This window comes from Nonomuraea sp. NPDC000554 (genome assembly GCF_040300065.1).
GTDB lineage: Bacteria > Actinomycetota > Actinomycetes > Streptosporangiales > Streptosporangiaceae > Nonomuraea.
Map to the genome: position 1 here is coordinate 256,663 of NZ_JBEPDC010000005.1, position 16,320 is coordinate 272,982.

At 70.8% G+C, this 16,320-nt stretch carries 13 protein-coding genes; 7 read left to right on the forward strand and 6 right to left on the reverse strand.

Annotated features, from left to right (window positions below):
* Window positions 1-73: 73 nt before the first annotated feature.
* Together ABT294_RS12460 and ABT294_RS12465 are read right to left on the reverse strand one after the other, a co-directional pair.
* A complete protein-coding gene (locus ABT294_RS12460; protein ID WP_350805475.1) occupies window positions 74-751 on the reverse strand; it encodes a GntR family transcriptional regulator in 678 nt (225 codons plus the stop codon).
* 67 nt (window positions 752-818) lie between these two features.
* On the reverse strand, window positions 819-5,513 hold the full coding sequence (locus tag ABT294_RS12465) for an ATP-dependent helicase (RefSeq protein ID WP_502912028.1): 4,695 nt from the start codon (window positions 5,511-5,513) through the stop codon (window positions 819-821).
* An 86-nt stretch (window positions 5,514-5,599) separates the two neighbouring features.
* Between ABT294_RS12465 and ABT294_RS12470 the strand changes: the two genes are divergently transcribed.
* Both ABT294_RS12470 and ABT294_RS12475 read left to right on the forward strand, forming a co-directional pair.
* Window positions 5,600-6,088: a VOC family protein gene (locus ABT294_RS12470; protein WP_350805478.1), complete on the forward strand. Its 489-nt coding sequence runs from the start codon at window positions 5,600-5,602 to the stop codon at window positions 6,086-6,088.
* 249 nt (window positions 6,089-6,337) lie between these two features.
* A complete protein-coding gene (locus tag ABT294_RS12475; protein ID WP_350805698.1) occupies window positions 6,338-6,532 on the forward strand; it encodes a DUF3046 domain-containing protein in 195 nt (64 codons plus the stop codon).
* Here ABT294_RS12475 and ABT294_RS12480 read toward each other — a convergent pair.
* On the reverse strand, window positions 6,515-6,790 hold the full coding sequence (locus tag ABT294_RS12480; RefSeq protein WP_350805479.1) for a hypothetical protein: 276 nt from the start codon (window positions 6,788-6,790) through the stop codon (window positions 6,515-6,517). The two genes, ABT294_RS12475 and ABT294_RS12480, sit on opposite strands and share 18 nt — an antisense overlap.
* A 429-nt stretch (window positions 6,791-7,219) precedes the next feature.
* On the opposite strand from ABT294_RS12480, the gene ABT294_RS12485 reads away from it, so the two are divergent.
* The 3 genes from ABT294_RS12485 to ABT294_RS12495 all read left to right on the forward strand — a co-directional run bounded on the left by ABT294_RS12485 (window position 7,220) and on the right by ABT294_RS12495 (window position 11,047).
* A complete protein-coding gene (locus ABT294_RS12485; RefSeq protein WP_350805480.1) occupies window positions 7,220-7,594 on the forward strand; it encodes a hypothetical protein in 375 nt (124 codons plus the stop codon).
* 889 nt (window positions 7,595-8,483) lie between these two features.
* Entirely contained in the window at window positions 8,484-9,578 is a 1,095-nt protein-coding gene (recA, locus tag ABT294_RS12490; RefSeq protein ID WP_350805482.1) for a recombinase RecA, read from the forward strand.
* Window positions 9,579-10,570: 992 nt separating this feature from the next.
* On the forward strand, window positions 10,571-11,047 hold the full coding sequence (locus tag ABT294_RS12495; protein WP_502912018.1) for a regulatory protein RecX: 477 nt from the start codon (window positions 10,571-10,573) through the stop codon (window positions 11,045-11,047).
* A 41-nt stretch (window positions 11,048-11,088) separates the two neighbouring features.
* Here ABT294_RS12495 and ABT294_RS12500 read toward each other — a convergent pair whose 3' ends face one another.
* A complete protein-coding gene (locus tag ABT294_RS12500; protein WP_350805484.1) occupies window positions 11,089-12,126 on the reverse strand; it encodes a questin oxidase family protein in 1,038 nt (345 codons plus the stop codon).
* Window positions 12,127-12,670: 544 nt separating this feature from the next.
* On the opposite strand from ABT294_RS12500, the gene rny reads away from it, so the two are divergent.
* The gene (gene rny / locus ABT294_RS12505) at window positions 12,671-14,287 is read left to right on the forward strand and encodes a ribonuclease Y (protein WP_350805485.1); all 1,617 of its coding nucleotides are present in this window, start codon (window positions 12,671-12,673) and stop codon (window positions 14,285-14,287) included.
* Window positions 14,288-14,294: 7 nt separating this feature from the next.
* Here rny and ABT294_RS12510 read toward each other — a convergent pair whose 3' ends face one another.
* Together ABT294_RS12510 and ABT294_RS12515 are read right to left on the reverse strand one after the other, a co-directional pair.
* On the reverse strand, window positions 14,295-14,513 hold the full coding sequence (locus ABT294_RS12510; protein ID WP_350805486.1) for a hypothetical protein: 219 nt from the start codon (window positions 14,511-14,513) through the stop codon (window positions 14,295-14,297).
* A complete protein-coding gene (locus ABT294_RS12515) occupies window positions 14,513-15,082 on the reverse strand; it encodes a TetR/AcrR family transcriptional regulator (protein WP_502912029.1) in 570 nt (189 codons plus the stop codon). Before ABT294_RS12515 ends, ABT294_RS12510 begins: the two co-directional genes overlap by 1 nt.
* Window positions 15,083-15,275: 193 nt before the next feature.
* Between ABT294_RS12515 and ABT294_RS12520 the strand changes: the two genes are divergently transcribed.
* On the forward strand, window positions 15,276-16,235 hold the full coding sequence (locus tag ABT294_RS12520; RefSeq protein ID WP_350805487.1) for an alpha/beta hydrolase family protein: 960 nt from the start codon (window positions 15,276-15,278) through the stop codon (window positions 16,233-16,235).
* Window positions 16,236-16,320: the final 85 nt, after the last annotated feature.

The following is a 16,320-nucleotide window of genomic DNA, read 5'->3' on the forward strand; positions in this document are numbered from 1 at the left end:
GTTTGGGAGACTGTATACAAGACCTTACATTTCAGTGGTGTTTCCAGGCCTCATGTTGTTATCTGAGTGTTTTCTAATCGTTCGGGTGTTTTGTTGTACGGCCGATGGCCGCGAGGAACGATCGCCGGGCCGCGGCCACGTGCGCGACGGCCCTCGCCTGCGCCTCGTCCTCGTCGCCCGCCGCGATCGCCTCGCACAGGCTCAGGTGCTCCGTCCACGAGTGCGGGCCGCGCACGGCGGCGGTCTGGCTGAACACCCACTGCGCACGCTGCAGCATTGGCGTCATCATCAGGTTCAGGTACGAGTTCCCCGCCACCTCGCCCACCGCCAGATGGAAGGACGTGTTGAGATCGGCCACCTGCTCCAGCCGCCCGTTCTCGACGGCCTCCTTGGCCGTCTCCAGCACCCGCCGCAGCCGCTCGGCCCCCTGGGGCGTCCGCTTACGCGCGGCCAGCCGGGCGGCCAGCCCCTCGATCGCCATCCGCACGTCGAACAGCTCCTCGGCCTCCTCGGCGGACAGCCGGGCCACCGTCGCCCCGATCCGGGGAATGACCTGCACGAACCCCTCGGCAGCCAGCACCCGGATGGACTCGCGCACCGGGTTGCGGGAGACGCCGAGCAGCGCGGCCAGCCGATCCTCGATCAGCCGCTCGCCCTGCGCGAGCTCGCCGGACACGATGCGCCGCCGTATCTCCGCGGTCACCTCGTCGCGCAGGGTGCGATGAGTCCCGCCCAGTGTCAGATCAGTCATTTGACCGCTAATTGTATACAAACCCGCCCTTGGTGAGCGCCACAGCCGCCCACGGCAAGGAGGGGCGTCAGGCGCGGAGTCGTAGGCCTCGCGGGGTCGGGTGGAAGCCCGCCGCCTCCAGCGCCGCCGCCAGCGGGGACCCGACGATCGAGGCGCCGTCGGCCCGTTCCACCGTCAGCTTGCCGAGCGCACCGTCGCGGACGGCCAGCGCCAGCGCGTCGACCGACGGCTGCAACCGGTCGCCGTCGGTGAACGACAGCAGCGTCTTGCCGCCCCGCTCCACGTACAGCACCAGGAACCCGTCGACCAGCACCACCAGCGACCCCGCCTTCCGGCCGGGCTTGTGCCCCACGTCACCGGGATGGGACGGCCACGGCAGAGCGGCCCCGTACGGATTGGCCGGATCGGCGGCGGCCAGCACCACCGCCCTCCGCGCCCCAGCACGATCGGCACCCGCGCCGAAAGCCTCGCCACCACCGGGTGCGCGCCCCCGAAGGCCGCCAACCACCCCTTCACCTGGCACACCCGGCACCAGGCCGCCCGGACCACCGGGGCCGGCTGCACCGTGCGGCCCGCCTGGCGTCGGCGCGCTCGACCCGGCGATGCCCGGAGCCATCGCGCGCATCCGGTCGACGGCACCCGGCAGGGCGAACTGGGCGCCGCCCAGGCCCTCCACGAAGTAGCCCCGGCGGCACCGCCCGCTCTCCTCGTACGCCCGCAGCACCTGGTACACCGGCGTGAACCCGCCGGGAAGCCGCTCCGACGTCACCGCCCCGCGGGTCACCACCCCGTGCCGCTCCAGCAGCACCTCCGCCTGGGCCTGGGCCCGCAGGGTCGCGTCGGCCGCCGGGGAGGGCAGCAGCCACCACCGGCCGCCCACGGTGGGCGGCCCGCTCCGGCTCGGCAGCACCGCCCGCCGGCGGCGCGTGGTCGCCGGCCGGTGCGCGGGACGTCCGGAGCCGAGGGTCGCCCGCAGCGGCGCCAGCGTGTCGCCCGACACCCGCCCCGACCACACCAGATCCCACAACGCCGAGGCCAGCGCCGCGTCGTCGAGCGAGCCGAGCTGGTCGGACAGCCCGCGGAAGAACAGCGCGCCACCCCCGCCCAGGACCTCCAGCACCCGCTCGTGCACCGGCGTCATCGTGATCTCGCCCGGCTCGGGCATCAGCAGCGGCGCGGTGTCGGCGAAGTACAGCGACACCCATCCGTCGCCGCCGGGCAGCGACCCCTGCCCTGCCCAGATCACCTCGCCGGACGAGGTCAGCTCGTCGAGCAGCGCCGGATGGTAGCCGGGCACCCGCGACGGCAGCACCAGCGTCTCCAGCGCCGACGCGGGCACCGCCGCCCCCTGAAGCTGCTCGATGGAGCGGACGAGCGCGTCCATCGCCCGGGCCGCCCCGGCGCCGCCCGCGCCGTGAGCACCCGCGCCCGACGAGGGCCCGGTGACGCCGTGCCAGGCGGACGCGAACAGCGCCAGCGTCTCCGGCGCGACCGGCTCGACCTCCTTGCGCAGCCGGGCCAGCGACCTGCGCCGCAGCATCCGCAGGACACCCGCGTCGCACCACTCCTCGCCCCTCCCGCCGGGCCGGAACTCGCCGCTGACCACCCGCCCGGCGGCCGCCAGCCGGCGCAGCGCGTCGGTCACCACCGCGACACCGAGCCCGAACCTGGCCGCCGCCGTTCCGGCGTGGAAGGGCCCGCGCGTGCGGGCGTGCCGCGCGACGAGGTCGGCCAGCGGATCGGCCACCGGCTCCAGGAACGCGTGCGGGATTCCGACGGGCAACGGCACGCCGAGCGCGTCGCGCATCCTGGACGCGTCCTCGATCGACACCCACTGTTCCTCGCCCGCGATCCGCACCCTGATCGCCCTGCGCGCCCGCTCCAGCTCCTCCAGCCAGGCCGGATCGCCGCCGCGCACGCTCACGTCGGGCGCCAGCAGCGGCCCGTGCGAGCGCAGCAGGTCGGCGAGGTCTTCGGCGTCGCGCAGCGGACGGTCGAGCCTGGCCAGCTCGCGCTCGCTGTCGGAGATCACGTCGGGGTCGAGCAGCTCGCGCAGGTCGGCCTGGCCGAGCAGCTCGGCGAGCAGCGCGGTGTCGAGCGCCAACGCCTGCGCGCGCCGCTCGGCCAGCGGCGCGTCGCCCTCGTACATGAACGCGCCCACGTAGTGGAACAGCAGGGACGCGGCGAACGGCGACGCCTGCGACGTCTCGACCTCCACCACCCGCACCCTGCGCGCGGCGATGTCACGCATGAGCTGGACCAGCCCCGGCACGTCGAACACATCCTGGAGGCACTCGCGCATCGTCTCCAGCACGATCGGGAACGAGGCGTACTGCGAGGCCACGCCCAGCAGGTGGGCGGCCCGCTGGCGCTGCTGCCAGAGCGGGCTGCGCCTGCCCGGAGTCCGGCGGGGCAGCAGCAGCGCCCGCCCCGCGCACTCCCTGAACCGCGACGCGAACAGCGCGGAACCGCCGAGCTCCTCGGTGACGATCTGCTCGATCTCCTCGGCGTCGAACGCGGCCACGTCGGAGGGCGGCTCGGCCAGCGTGTCGGGAATGCGCAGCACGATGCCGTCGTCGGAGTGGACGGCCTGCACGTCGACGCCGTAGCGTTCGCGCAGCCGCCGGTTGATCGCCAGCGCCCACGGCGCGTGCACCCGGGCCCCGTACGGGGAGTGGATCACCACGCGCCAGTCGCCCAGCTCGTCGTGGAACCGCTCGACCAGCAGCGTGCGGTCGTCGGGGACGTACCCCGTGGCCTCGCGCTGCTCCTTGAGATAGGCCACCAGGTTGCCGGAGGCGTACTCGTCGAGCCCGGCGGCCCGCATCCGGTCGGTCGAGTCGTGCCCGGCCTGCTCGCGCAGGAACCCGCCGATGGCCCTGCCCAGCTCGGCCGGACGCCCCGGGGCGTCGCCGTGCCAGAACGGCAGCTTGCCCGGCTGGCCGGGAGCGGGGGAGACCAGCACCCGGTCGGCCGTGATGTCCTCGATCCGCCAGGAGGTCGCGCCGAGCACGAACACGTCGCCGACGCGCGACTCGTACACCATCTCCTCGTCGAGCTCGCCCACCCTGGACGCCTTCTCGCCCACCAGGAACACGCCGAACAGCCCACGGTCGGGGATCGTGCCGCCGTTGGTCACCGCCAGCCGCTGCGCCCCCGGCCGCCCGCGCAGCGCGCCCGTCACGCGATCCCAGACGATGCGCGGACGCAGCTCCGCGAACTCCTCGCTCGGGTAGCGCCCCGCCAGCATGTCGAGCGTCGCCTCCAGCGCGGCGCGCGGCAGCGTGGCGTAGGGGGCGGCCCGTTTGACCACGGACTCCAGCTCGTCGACAGTCCACTCGTCGAGCGCGGTCATCGCCACGACCTGCTGGGCCAGCACGTCGAGCGGGTTGCGCGGGTAGCGCAGCTCCTCGATCTGGCCGCTCTTCATCCGCTCGGCCACCACGGCCGTCTGCACCAGGTCACCCCGGTACTTCGGGAAGATCACGCCTTTGGACACCGCGCCCACCTGGTGGCCGGCCCGCCCGATGCGCTGCATCCCGCTGGCCACGCTCGGCGGCGCCTCCACGCAGGCGACCAGGTCGACGGCGCCCATGTCGATGCCCAGCTCCAGGCTGGACGTGGCCACCACGGCAGGCAGCCGCCCCGACTTCAGCGCCTCCTCGATCTGCGCCCGCTCCTCCTTCGACACCGACCCGTGGTGCGCCCGCACGATCTCCGTGACCACGCCCTTGCTGGACCCGGCCTGCGCCATCATCTCGGCGGGGGTGCGCATCGGCCCGGTGTCCTCGTGGTTCTCCGGAGCGCTCTCCCAGATCGCCAGGTCGATCGCCTCCAGGCCCTGCCGGCGGCCGTAGGCCAGCTCGTTCAACCTGGTGCAGAGCCGTTCCGCGAGCCTTCTGGAGTTGGCGAACACGATCGTCGAGCTGTGCGCCTCGATCAGGTCGAACAGGCGGTCTTCGACGTGCGGCCAGATCGACCGGTTCGCGGGCTCCGGCGCGAACTCCTCCTCGGCCGGCTTGCGGGCCTCCAGCTCGGTCATGTCCTCGACGGGCACGACCACCTCGATCTCGATCCGCTTCTCCGACGGCGGCTGCACCACCGTCGCGGGACGGACCCCGCCCAGGAACGCCGCCACCTCGCTCACCGGCCGCACCGTCGCCGACAGCCCGATGCGCTGCGCGGGCCGGTCGAGCAGCGCGTCGAGCCGTTCGAGGCTCAACGCCAGATGCGCGCCGCGCTTGGTCGCGGCCACCGCGTGCACCTCGTCGACGATCACCGTCTCCACGCCGCGCAGCGCCTCCCGCGCCTGGCTGGTGAGCAGCAGGAACAGCGACTCGGGCGTGGTGATCAGAATGTCGGACGGCTTGGCCGCGAACCGCCGCCGGTCTTCGGCCGGGGTGTCGCCCGACCTGATCGACACCGAGATCTCCGGCACGGGCAGCTCCAGCCGCCGGGCCGTCTGCCTGAGCCCGGCCAGCGGCGCCCGCAGATTGCGCTCGACGTCGACGGCCAGCGCCTTCAGCGGTGACACGTACAGCACGCGGGTGCCCGTGCGCTCCGCCAGCTCGGCGGCGAGCCGGTCGAGCGACCACAGGAACGCCGCCAGCGTCTTGCCCGACCCGGTGGGCGCGACGACCAGCGTGTTGTCGCCGCGCGCGATGGACTCCCACGCGCCCTCCTGGGCGGACGTGGGAGCGGCGAAGGCTCCCGAGAACCATTGCCTGGTCACCTGGGTGAAGTGGTTGAGCGCGCTCACCAGCACATACTGCCTCGCCCCACCGACAGAAAACGCAATCGCGCCTCCGCGAGAGGTTGAGCCGGGCCGCAGACGGACATACAGCGACCGTGACCATTGACAACGTCCCCATCGAGGCCCGCCACGAGGACATCAAAGGGCGCTACCTCTTACCGCACCGGCCCTCCAGCAGCGCTCGCGGCCTCCACCACTTCGCCCTGGTCTCCTCCGACATGGAGCGGACGATCCAGTTCTACCAGGAGCTCCTGGAGTTCCCCCTCACGGAGATCTTCGAGAACCGCGACTACAAGGGTTCCAGCCACTTCTTCTTCGACATCGGCAACGGGAACCTGCTCGCCTTCTTCGACTTCCCTGGCCTGGATCTCAGCCCGTACCAGGAGGTGCTCGGCGGGCTGCACCACGTCGCGATCTCCGTCGACCCCGCCACCTGGGAGAGGCTGCGCGGGAAGCTGGAGATGGCCGGCGTGCCGCACCAGATCGAAAGCGGCGCCTCCATCTACTTCAAGGACCCCGACGGCGCCCGGCTGGAGCTGCTCGCCGACCATCTGGGTGAGATGTACGGCTCGCGCGTGCTCTGACCGCGTTGTGACTATCGGCGCGAGGCCCTGCGCGTCCTCGGCCTGCCCGCACGCGGCTCCTGCCGGACGTCGGCGTGCCTTTCCGATCTCTCGGCCTTCTCCTTCTGGACCGTCAGACGCTGCGCCAGACGCAGATGGCGGCGCTTGACGCGATTCGCCTTCGTCTTCGTGCTCTTCGGGGGCGCGGACTTCGGGGTCTTCGGCATGTGGACGTCCTACCCACACCCCCGGCGGTTCCATACTTGGGACATGCGCCTGACCGAGTTCTGGAGACGGATGCGTGAACATTTCGGCGACACCTACGCCGAGTCGTGGGCGCGCGACTACGTGATCGCACCGCTGGGAGGCCGCACCGTGACGCAGGCGCTGGCCGACGGCGAGAGCGCCAAGGCCGTCTGGCGAGCGGTCTGCCAGGTGGAGGACGTCTCACCCCGGCTGCGCTAGCTCCAGCGTCTCCCGCAGCGTGCGGGCCGCCCTCTCCGGTTCGTCGGCCTTGCCCTGGCCGCCGGGCGACCACAGGAAGAGCCAGCCCCGGTGCGAGGGGGTGGCGAAGACGAGGGTCTGCCGTCCGGTATGCGGATGCCAGACCCACAGCACCGGGTCGTCGGCGCCGATCATGCGGCTCGCGAGCCCCTGGCCCGGCAGACGCGCGGCGAGAGCCTCAAGATGCGAACGTCGTTCTCCGGTGTACGTGCTCGCCACGTCGCCGCCTCCAACCTCTCAACCAGAGTCTCCCCAGCTCACGAGGCGTGACAACACGTGTGGGGCGACGCGCGTCCGGCGATCGCGCACCGGAACCGGACGACCACGCGGGGCGGCGTTCCGGCGCGCGGACGCGCACGACGCTCCGGCGCGACCACCGACGGCTCGGTCCGCGCGCCGACGGTTTGCCTGTGTGACGACGCTTCGGCCCGTGCCGAGGGGCTGGCTCGTGAGTCGACGTTCTGACTTGTGCGCTGATGTTTCGGCCTGCGCGCCGCTCGTCGTCACCTCTGGAGGAGCGGACGCGACCGTGCGCATGACTTGACCAAGCCTTGCCCCAACACGTCGATCACGTCGGGAATCTGGATGATCACGATCCGTAGCATGGCTGGCCGACGCTCATCCACCATCGAGAGGAGAACGCCCCCGATGCGTCAGACATCCGCGATCGTCGCGCTCGCCATGGCGGGACTGGTCGCCGGGGTGGCATCACCCGCCCAGGCCGACACCTGCAACCTGGCCGCCACCGTCAACCCCGGCGCCGAGATCTTCCTCACGCCGGAGCTCAAACCCACTGCGGCCTACCGTGGGAGCGTCCTGGTCAGGCTCGAGCAGAATCCGTCCCCCGTCGAGATCAAGATCAGCGACTGTCAGGGGCAGTACCTCGGAGCCGTGTCCATCCCGGCGAACGACCACACCGCCTACGCGGCCGCCCAACTCACGGCCGTTCCGCCCTGCATTCGATACCTAGTGAAGAACCCGGGGGCCATGTCGATCACCATCTCCGGGGTCGGCTATTACTGAGGCTCCCATCCGGCGCGGGCGCGGGTCCGGCCCGTGCCCCGAGCCAGGAGGCCGAGCCGGGCGTCCGCCTCCGCGACGGTCACTCGCCCGGCGACGCCCCCGCGCCCTCCGGTGACGCCAACCAGCGACGCCCTCTCGCCTGGTGGCCTCCTCCCACCTGACGACGTTCCTCCCTCCTGTCCGTCCTTCCGCCTGTCAGGGTCCTTCCGCCTGCTCACTCTTCCTCCCGATCTGTCCGCGTTCGCGATTCCGCGTGCCCCCTGACCGGCGTGGTGTGCGAACGCACCAGCCGTCGCCCTTCACCGGCGATGTACGGCATTTCCGCACCCGGTGCCCACGCGTCCGGGGCGGAACGGACGCAGCTCTGTCCCAAGCCTTGGGCGCCAGGCGAGTCACGACCGGTCCGTTTGGTCGGCGTCCGCGAGTGCCCGGCCCGAGACGTCGCCGCGCGACCGGGCCGCTCCACGCGGTCAGGACTGCTCCACGCGACTGGAACCGCTTCACGTGACCGGGAACGCCCCGGGCACGGCCGAGACTGCTTCGCGGGGCCGGGAGCGCCTCGGGAGAGCAGGACCACTCCACCCGAAGCAGGGCCGCTCTACGTGACCGGACTGCCCTGGCGCGGCTGGGACCGTTTCGCCTGCACCAGGACCGCCCCGCGCCTGTGACCTGGACCGATGTCGATCAAGGATTCACCGGCGAGCGCCCGAGCTCCGCCGTCACGGGACAGTCGGAGTGTCACGCGGTCGTTGGCGTGTTCGGGTGTGATCGAACAGTCGTTCGGCTACCATGGGCACACGTCTTTCCCTGACAACGCGGAAATTGTCGGTGGCAGGCCGTAGCTTTCACTCGACTGACCCGACCACACAACTCTCCAGAGGGAGTTCCCATGGCTATCAACGACCGCGAGAAGGCCCTTGAGACCGCCCTCGCTCAGATCGAGCGGCAGTTCGGCAAGGGCTCCGTGATGCGCCTCGGCGACGACGCCCGAGCTCCCATCGAGGTGATCCCGACGGGCTCGATCTCCCTTGACGTCGCGCTCGGCATCGGCGGTCTGCCGCGCGGCCGGATCGTCGAGATCTACGGTCCCGAGTCCTCGGGTAAGACCACGATCGCCCTGCACGCCGTGGCCAACGCCCAGCGCGCCGGCGGCATCGCGGCCTTCATCGACGCCGAGCACGCCCTCGACCCCGAGTACGCCAAGAAGCTCGGCGTCGACACCGACGCGCTGCTGGTCTCCCAGCCCGACACCGGTGAGCAGGCGCTGGAGATCGCCGACATGCTGATCAGGTCGGGTGCCGTCGACATCATCGTCATCGACTCGGTGGCGGCCCTGGTGCCCAAGGCCGAGATCGAGGGCGAGATGGGCGACAGCCACGTCGGCCTTCAGGCCCGCCTGATGTCCCAGGCCCTGCGCAAGGTCGCGGGCGCCCTCAACAGCACCGGCACCACCGCCATCTTCATCAACCAGCTGCGCGAGAAGATCGGCGTCATGTTCGGCTCGCCCGAGACCACGACGGGTGGTAAGGCGCTCAAGTTCTACGCTTCCGTCCGTCTCGACATCCGCCGCATCGAGACGCTGAAGGACGGTACCGAGGCGGTCGGCAACCGCACCAGGGTCAAGGTCGTCAAGAACAAGATGGCTCCGCCTTTCCGCGTCGCCGACTTCGACATCCTGTACGGCGTGGGTGTCTCCCGCGAGGGCGGCCTGATCGACATGGGCGTCGAGCACGGCTTCGTCCGCAAGTCCGGCGCCTGGTACACCTACGAGGGCGACCAGCTCGGCCAGGGCAAGGAGAACGCCCGCAACTTCCTGAAGAACCACCCCGACATGGCCAACGAGATCGAGAAGAAGATCAAGGACAAGCTGGGCGTCGGCGCCCGTCTCGACGCGCCTGCCGAGCCCGCGGCCGCCCCGGCCCCGGCGGCCGCCTCCTCGGGCCGCGGCTCCAAGTCCGCCACCCCGAAGCCTGGTGACGTCTGATCGGCGACAGCATGACTGACGCAGATCCGCCGCAGGCGCCCCACTCACACGACTGGGGCGCCTGGCCCGACCTCCCCGGTGCCCAGCGCACCCGAAACACCCCGCCCACCCCCTCTCCACGGCCAGACCAGCCACTAGAGGGCACCCACCGCACCAACGCCCACGGCCCCCACACGAGCCCCCAGCCGGACACGCCACCAGGCACGCCGTCTGACCTGTCACTAGGCACGCCACCTGGCACGCCCAACGACGGGCGGCCCCCATCCGCTGCCTTGTCACCGCCCCGTGGCTCCGCGTCGACCCCGGCGCGGGCCTGGCCCACCCTTGACGAATGGCGCAACCGCACCCGTCCTTCCGCTGACCGCGAGGCCCCTCCCACCGACAGCGGGCCGCACCTCGCATCCCCCGAAGAAGACACCCGTCTCCAGCACGGCGACCGACCAGAGAGCGAACGCCACCTGGCCCGAGGCGACAAGGAAGCAGGCCTCGACCAAGAAACCGGAGAAGCACGCCCTGCTCATGACGAGCCCTGGGCGCAGCCGAGGCGAGGCGGGTCGCAGACGGAGCCTGCGCCGGGCGGGTCGCGTTCGCAGCCGGGTCAGGGGCGGCAGCGGGTGGAATCTGGGCATGACAGGTTCGAGGCGCAGCCGGGGCAAGGCTGGCCAGAAGCCGACTCTGGCCAGGACGGGGTGCACGCGTGGTCAGGATGGGACGGGTCGCGGGCGGAGCCGAGTCGCGGCCGGTCGGGAGCCGACTCCGGTCAGGACGGGGCGGGAGCGTGGCCGGGGTGGGGCGAGTCGCAGGCGGAGTCTGCTCGGAGCGGGGAACCCGCTCAGGGTGAGGGGCGGAAGCGGTCGGGCAGGGGCGGTGGAGGTGCACGGGCTGGGCGGGCCGGGAGAGGTGGCCGGGGACGTCGAGGGAGCGGTTGGCTCCCCGACGGGCCCGACGCTGAGACGCCCGCCAGCGCGGGGCCGCCGGCTGACCCGGAATCGGTGGCCCGAGCCATCTGTCTCAGGCTGCTCACGATGGCCCCCAAGACCCGAGCCCAGCTCGCCGAGGCGCTGCGGAAGCGCGACGTCCCCGACGAGGCCGCCGACGCGGTGCTCGACCGGTTCTCCGAACTCGGTCTGATCAACGACGAGGCGTTCGCCGAGGCCTGGGTCGACTCCCGCCACCATGGCCGCGGCCTCGCCAAACGGGCTCTCGCCGCCGAGCTCCGCCACCGTGGCGTCGACTCCGACACCGTCAACGAGGCCGTCGACCGTCTCGACTCCGACCAGGAGCTCGAAACGGCCAGACGCCTCGTGGAGCGCAAGCTCCCGTCCACCCGCAACCTCGACCCCAAGGTCCGCACCCGCAGGCTGGCCGGAATGCTCGCCCGGAAGGGCTACCCGCCGGGGTTGTCGTTCCGCGTCATCCGCGAGGCTCTCGAACAAGAGGGCGTCGAGGTCGAAGAGGACTTCTCCTAGGTGTACTGACCACAGAGGTCGAGTACACCTTGGGCTTCTCGTCAAAGCTCGTCGATCAGCTCGGTCGCACGGATCACTGCGGCGAGCGCGTCGGGGTGGCCCGTGCGTTGGTGGACGTCGAGGCAGGTGTCTGCGAGTTTGATGACGTGTTCGTCCTGGTGTCGGACGGCGAGGGCGAACACCTCGTCCGCTGACTCGGGGGCGGTGGGCAGGCTGTGCCGGGGTGTGGGCGTGGCGGGGGTGTAGGCCGCGGTCACGGACGCGCTGGCCGCCCAGGCCGCGTGCAGGCTGCCGACCCACTGGGTGTGGGGGAGCGCGGGCAGCGTGCGCAGGACGGCCATGGGGGCGGTCGCGGCGTGAACCAGCATGATGGCCGAGCCCTGCGCGTTCGGGAGGTAGTGAGAGGTGGCGGCGGTCGTCAGTTCGGCCAGCAGGTCCCGGGCCTGCGCGGCGTCGTTGGCGGGTCTCAGGGCGGCGAGCGCGGCCGACCAGCCGGTCAGGCCGGTGAGCTGGTTGAGCCGATGGTTGATGCCTGCGGTCTGGTCCGGAACGCGTGGCAGACCGGCGAGAGCGGATACCGGGTCAGCGGCTCCGGAGGGGGCGGCGAGGGGGACCTGCTGCCAGCGCGCTGCCCAGTAGCCGAGGGCTTGGCCGAGCTCGGCCAGGCGTGGGCCGTCTTCGTGGTCCAGCAGGGCGTGAACCGCGTGGCCGGTACGGATCACCCCGTGGGTGGCGCCGGCCGCGATGCCGGGCAGAAGCCGTGGCCACCACGTTTCCAGAACCGCACGCCAGGGTTGCTCGATCACCTCGCGTTCGAAGAACGCCAGCCAGTCACCGAGACGATGAGGGTCCCCCAGCGCGGCACGCCAGCCGTCGGCGGTGATGGGTGAGGTGCCGCGTGGCAGATCGTCCAGCCGCCGCATGTAGCCGTCCAACCAGCGGTGGACCTGTTTCGCGTGTCCGCGTCTGACCATGGACTCCACCGCCATCGGACCGTGATTGGTCAGCCAGCCTTCGAACTCCGGTCCGGTCCGATGCAGTCGTTCGTAAGCCTCGTCGAGCGTGCCGTCGATGTTCATGCGACCTGACGCTAATCATGCGCGGATGTGCGGTCATCGGCCCAGGGGCCGAGACCTGCCCCGACGTTGGCCTTAGGACCTGCCTTCGAAGTGCCAGGGCAGGGTCCCGGCTGGTCGGGTGCTGGCCGTGATCGTGGAACGTTGGCGCCGGATGGTGGACGGTCGTGTCGGGTGTTCGCCCTTTACGGCAGATCTGCGGGGTTTCCGGCAAGGAGCAGGTATCTGGGCAAATCTGGAGTCGCACCCCCGTAAGACACGCTTGACGAGTCGTTTGCTTGCTCGTGACTTGTTCGACGCATAACCTCGACGGCAGTGAGGAGTTACTCCGCGCAGTGCGGATTGCCATACCGGTGAACGACGGACCAGCGAGCTTGGTTGATCGAGGCGGGCAAGGTGTCGGCTATGTCAGTCGCCGCCGGGTCAGTCCTGGCTTGATATCGGTCGTGGTGGAGCCGCCGATCGGGCATTCCGTGCCGCGCATGTGACCCCTCCCGAACAGAGGCCGCGTATGGAGTTCTGACGACGCGAGGAGGGCGGGGCGCACATGGGGCCGCTTGTGGTGGTGCTGTCGGTGGCGGTGCTCCTGCTGGCTTTCGGGATGATCGCCGCGCTCCTCATCGTCGTCCGTCGTACCTCGGGCCATGTTCCAGGAGCGTCCAGGCCGACGCCTGAGCAGTTGGCGGCCGTCCATGGCGAGTTGGAGCAGGCTCGCCAGGAGGCCGGGGCGATCCGTGACAAGGCGGAGTCCGACGCCGAGGAGATCCTGCGGCGGTCGGAGGCGTCGGCCGAGGCCGCCGCGCGGATGCGGCGCGAGGTCGAGGAGGAGAGCCGGATACTCAAGTCCGAGCTCAAGGAGCTGAGAACCGACCTCGAACGCAGGGAAGCCAGGCTGGCCGAGCGCGAGCAGCGGCTGGACGAGGAGGCCCGACGGCAGGCCGAGCGCGACCGCAAACTGGCCGAGACCGAGATCCAGCTCGCCGACCGGCGCGAGGAGCTCCTTCAGGTCGAGGAGGAGCGGCGGGTCATCCTGGAGCGGGCTTCGGGGCTCACCGTCGATCAGGCCAAGGCCGACCTGGTCAAGGAGATCGAGAACCAGGCCAAGCGCGAGGCCGCGCTGATCGTCAGGGAGATCGAGGGAGAGGCTCGCAAGGAGGGTGAGAAGCGGGCCACCAAGATCGTCACGCTGGCGGTGCAGCGGGTGGCGGCGGAGCAGACGGCGGAGTCCGTGGTGAGCGTGCTGCACCTGCCCGGCGACGAGATGAAGGGGCGGATCATCGGCCGTGAGGGCCGCAACATCCGGGCCTTCGAGTCCACGACCGGCGTCAACCTGATCATCGATGACACGCCTGAAGCGGTGCTGCTGTCCTGCTTCGACCCGGTTCGCAGGGAGACCGCGCGGCTCACGCTGGAGAAGCTCGTCCTCGACGGACGGATCCACCCGCAGCGGATCGAGGAGGCGCACGACCGCAGCCGAGCGGAGGTGCAGGACCTGTGCGCCAGGGCCGGCGAGGACGCGCTGGTCGAGCTGGGCATCACGGACATGCACCCCGAGCTGACCCTGCTGCTGGGCCAACTCCGGTACCGCACGAGTTACGGGCAGAACGTCCTGAAGCACCTCATCGAGTCCGCGCACATCGCCGGGATCATGGCCGCCGAGCTCAAGATGAACCAGACGCTGATGAAGCGGTGCGCGCTCCTGCACGACATCGGCAAGGCTCTCACCCACGAGGTCGAGGGCAGCCACGCGCTGATCGGCGCGGAGATCGCCCGGCGGTACGGCGAGCAGGAGGACGTGGTGCACGCCATCGAGGCGCACCACAACGAGGTCGAGGTCCGCACCGTCGAGGCGGTGCTCACGCAGGCGGCCGACGCGATCAGCGGCAGCCGCCCCGGAGCGCGGCGCGAGTCGCTGGAGGCGTACGTCAAGCGGCTGGAGCGGCTGGAGGAGATCGCGCAGTCGTACGAGGGCGTGGAGAAGGTCTTCGCCATGCAGGCCGGACGCGAGATCAGGGTGATGGTCAAGCCGGACGCGATCGACGACATCCAGGCGCAGGTGATCGCCCGCGACGTCGCCAAGCAGGTGGAGGAGGAGCTCACGTACCCGGGGCAGATCCGGATCACGGTGGTGCGCGAGTCGCGCGCCACCGAGTTCGCCCGCTAGTGCCGCATCAGGCAATGTTCGCCCTGTTGGCGACCTCGCGTAGGTCGTAGGCGGCGAACAGGTGCCTGACCCGTGCGGGCGGGTGTTGGCCGCCCGTCGCCGGGTCCGGGTTCTCGGTCGGGGTCCTGGTGCTTTCCGCCGCGCTCGGTTCACTGCCGCCCGGGGTGGGGCTGGAGGTCGAGCGGGCCGAACGGTCCCTCGCCGTATACGGGCTGACCGCCGACATCAGGATGACTGCGGTCGCTGTAGTCCCCGAAGGAGCAGTTCGACCAGTCGGCGCGGGTCATAGCGGGGATCGCTGTCACGTCCGATGCAGAGGTTGCCGATGCCGCGCATCAGTTCGTAGGCGTGCGTACCGGGCCTGATTTCGCCGGCGTCGGCTGCGGCGTCGAGCAACTGCGCGCAGACGGGCACCAACCGGTCGAGGAAGTAGGTGTGTAGCGCGTCGAAGCCGCTGTTGTCCGATTGCAGCGCCTTGGCGAGTCCGTGCTTCGTGACCAGGAAGTCAACGAAGAGGTCGACCCATTGACGGAGAGCTGCGAGCGGGGAGTCGGCACTGTCCAGCAGGCGCGGGCCGGCCTCGGCGCAGGCCTCGACCTGATGGCGGTAGACGGCGACGACGAGATCCGCCCGAGTCGGGTAGTGGCGGTAGATCGTCCCCATGCCGACGCCCGCTCTGGCCGCGATCTCACGGACTGGCGCATCGACGCCGGAGGTGACGAACACCGCAGCGGCGGCGGCGAGCAGCGTCTGCTGGTTGCGCAGCGCGTCGGCCCGCTTGCCTCGGGCCGGCATCTCCCCGGACTGGCTTCTGGTGGGCACCACGCTCTCCTTCCGACGGCTGTTGACGAAGCGGAACACTGCTCCGTATATTAACCGGAACGGCGATCCGTTTTCAGCCTAGCTGAAGCCGGACGCCTCTGACCGCCTCACCCGCTGCCGGCCCGAATGAGACCGGCGCAGAGGCCATGGAAGGGACATACACACCATGAGTGAATCGACTTACCCAGCCGACGCCGTCGGCTCGCCCACTCCCGTCCTCTCGGTCAGTCCGGTGGTGCTGTCAGCTCCCGGCCGAGCCGTGGACCTGGAGGTGCGAGTCTCCGCGCCCGTGACCGGGAGCGACCTGCCGGTCATCCTCCTCTCGCACGGTCAGGGCTTCTCGAACAACCTCTCCTCACTGAACGGCTACGCCCCCCTCGCCAACTTCTGGGCGGCGCACGGCTTCGTCGTGATCCAGCCCACCCACCTGAGCTCCACGACGCTGAGCCTGGATCCCGCCACCCCCGGGGCGCCGATGTACTGGCGATCACGGGCCGAGGACATGAAGCGCATCCTCGACCAGCTCGACGTGGTCGAGGCCGCCGTCCCGCAGCTCCTCGGGCGCCTGGACCGAAGCAAGGTCACCGTGGCCGGGCACTCGATGGGCGGGCACACCGCGAGCCTGCTGCTGGGCGCCAGGCTCACCGATCCGCACGACGGAACGGAAGTGAACCTGGCCGAGCCCCGGATCAAGGCGGGTGTGCTGCTTGCCGCGCCCGGCAGAGGGGGCGACGCCCTCACCGAGTTCGTGGCCGAGAACTTCTCCTTCCTCTTGACCACGGACTTCTCCGAGATGACGACCCCCGCGCTCGTGGTCGCCGGCGATAAGGACGCCTCTGCCCACCTGACGGTTCGGGGCCCGGACTGGCACGCCGATCCGTACGTCCTCTCCCCGGGTCCCAAGTCCCTGCTCACCCTGTTTGACGCGGAGCACGGGCTCGGCGGGGTCTCTGGATACGACGTCGCCGAGACCACGGACGAGAACCCCGAGCGAGTGTCTGTGGTCCAGCGGCTCACCTGGGCCTACCTGCGCACCCAGCTCTACCCCGGGGATTCCGCCTGGCAGGCGGCGCGTGACGCGCTGACGGCCGGCCCCGACCCGCTCGGACGGGTCGAATCCAAGTAGGCCGAAGAGCGCGGACCAACCGCACGAGACGGTCGTCGCACCGACCCGCGCCACGCCAGCGGCTGCCGCCGAACGCCGGCTCCGG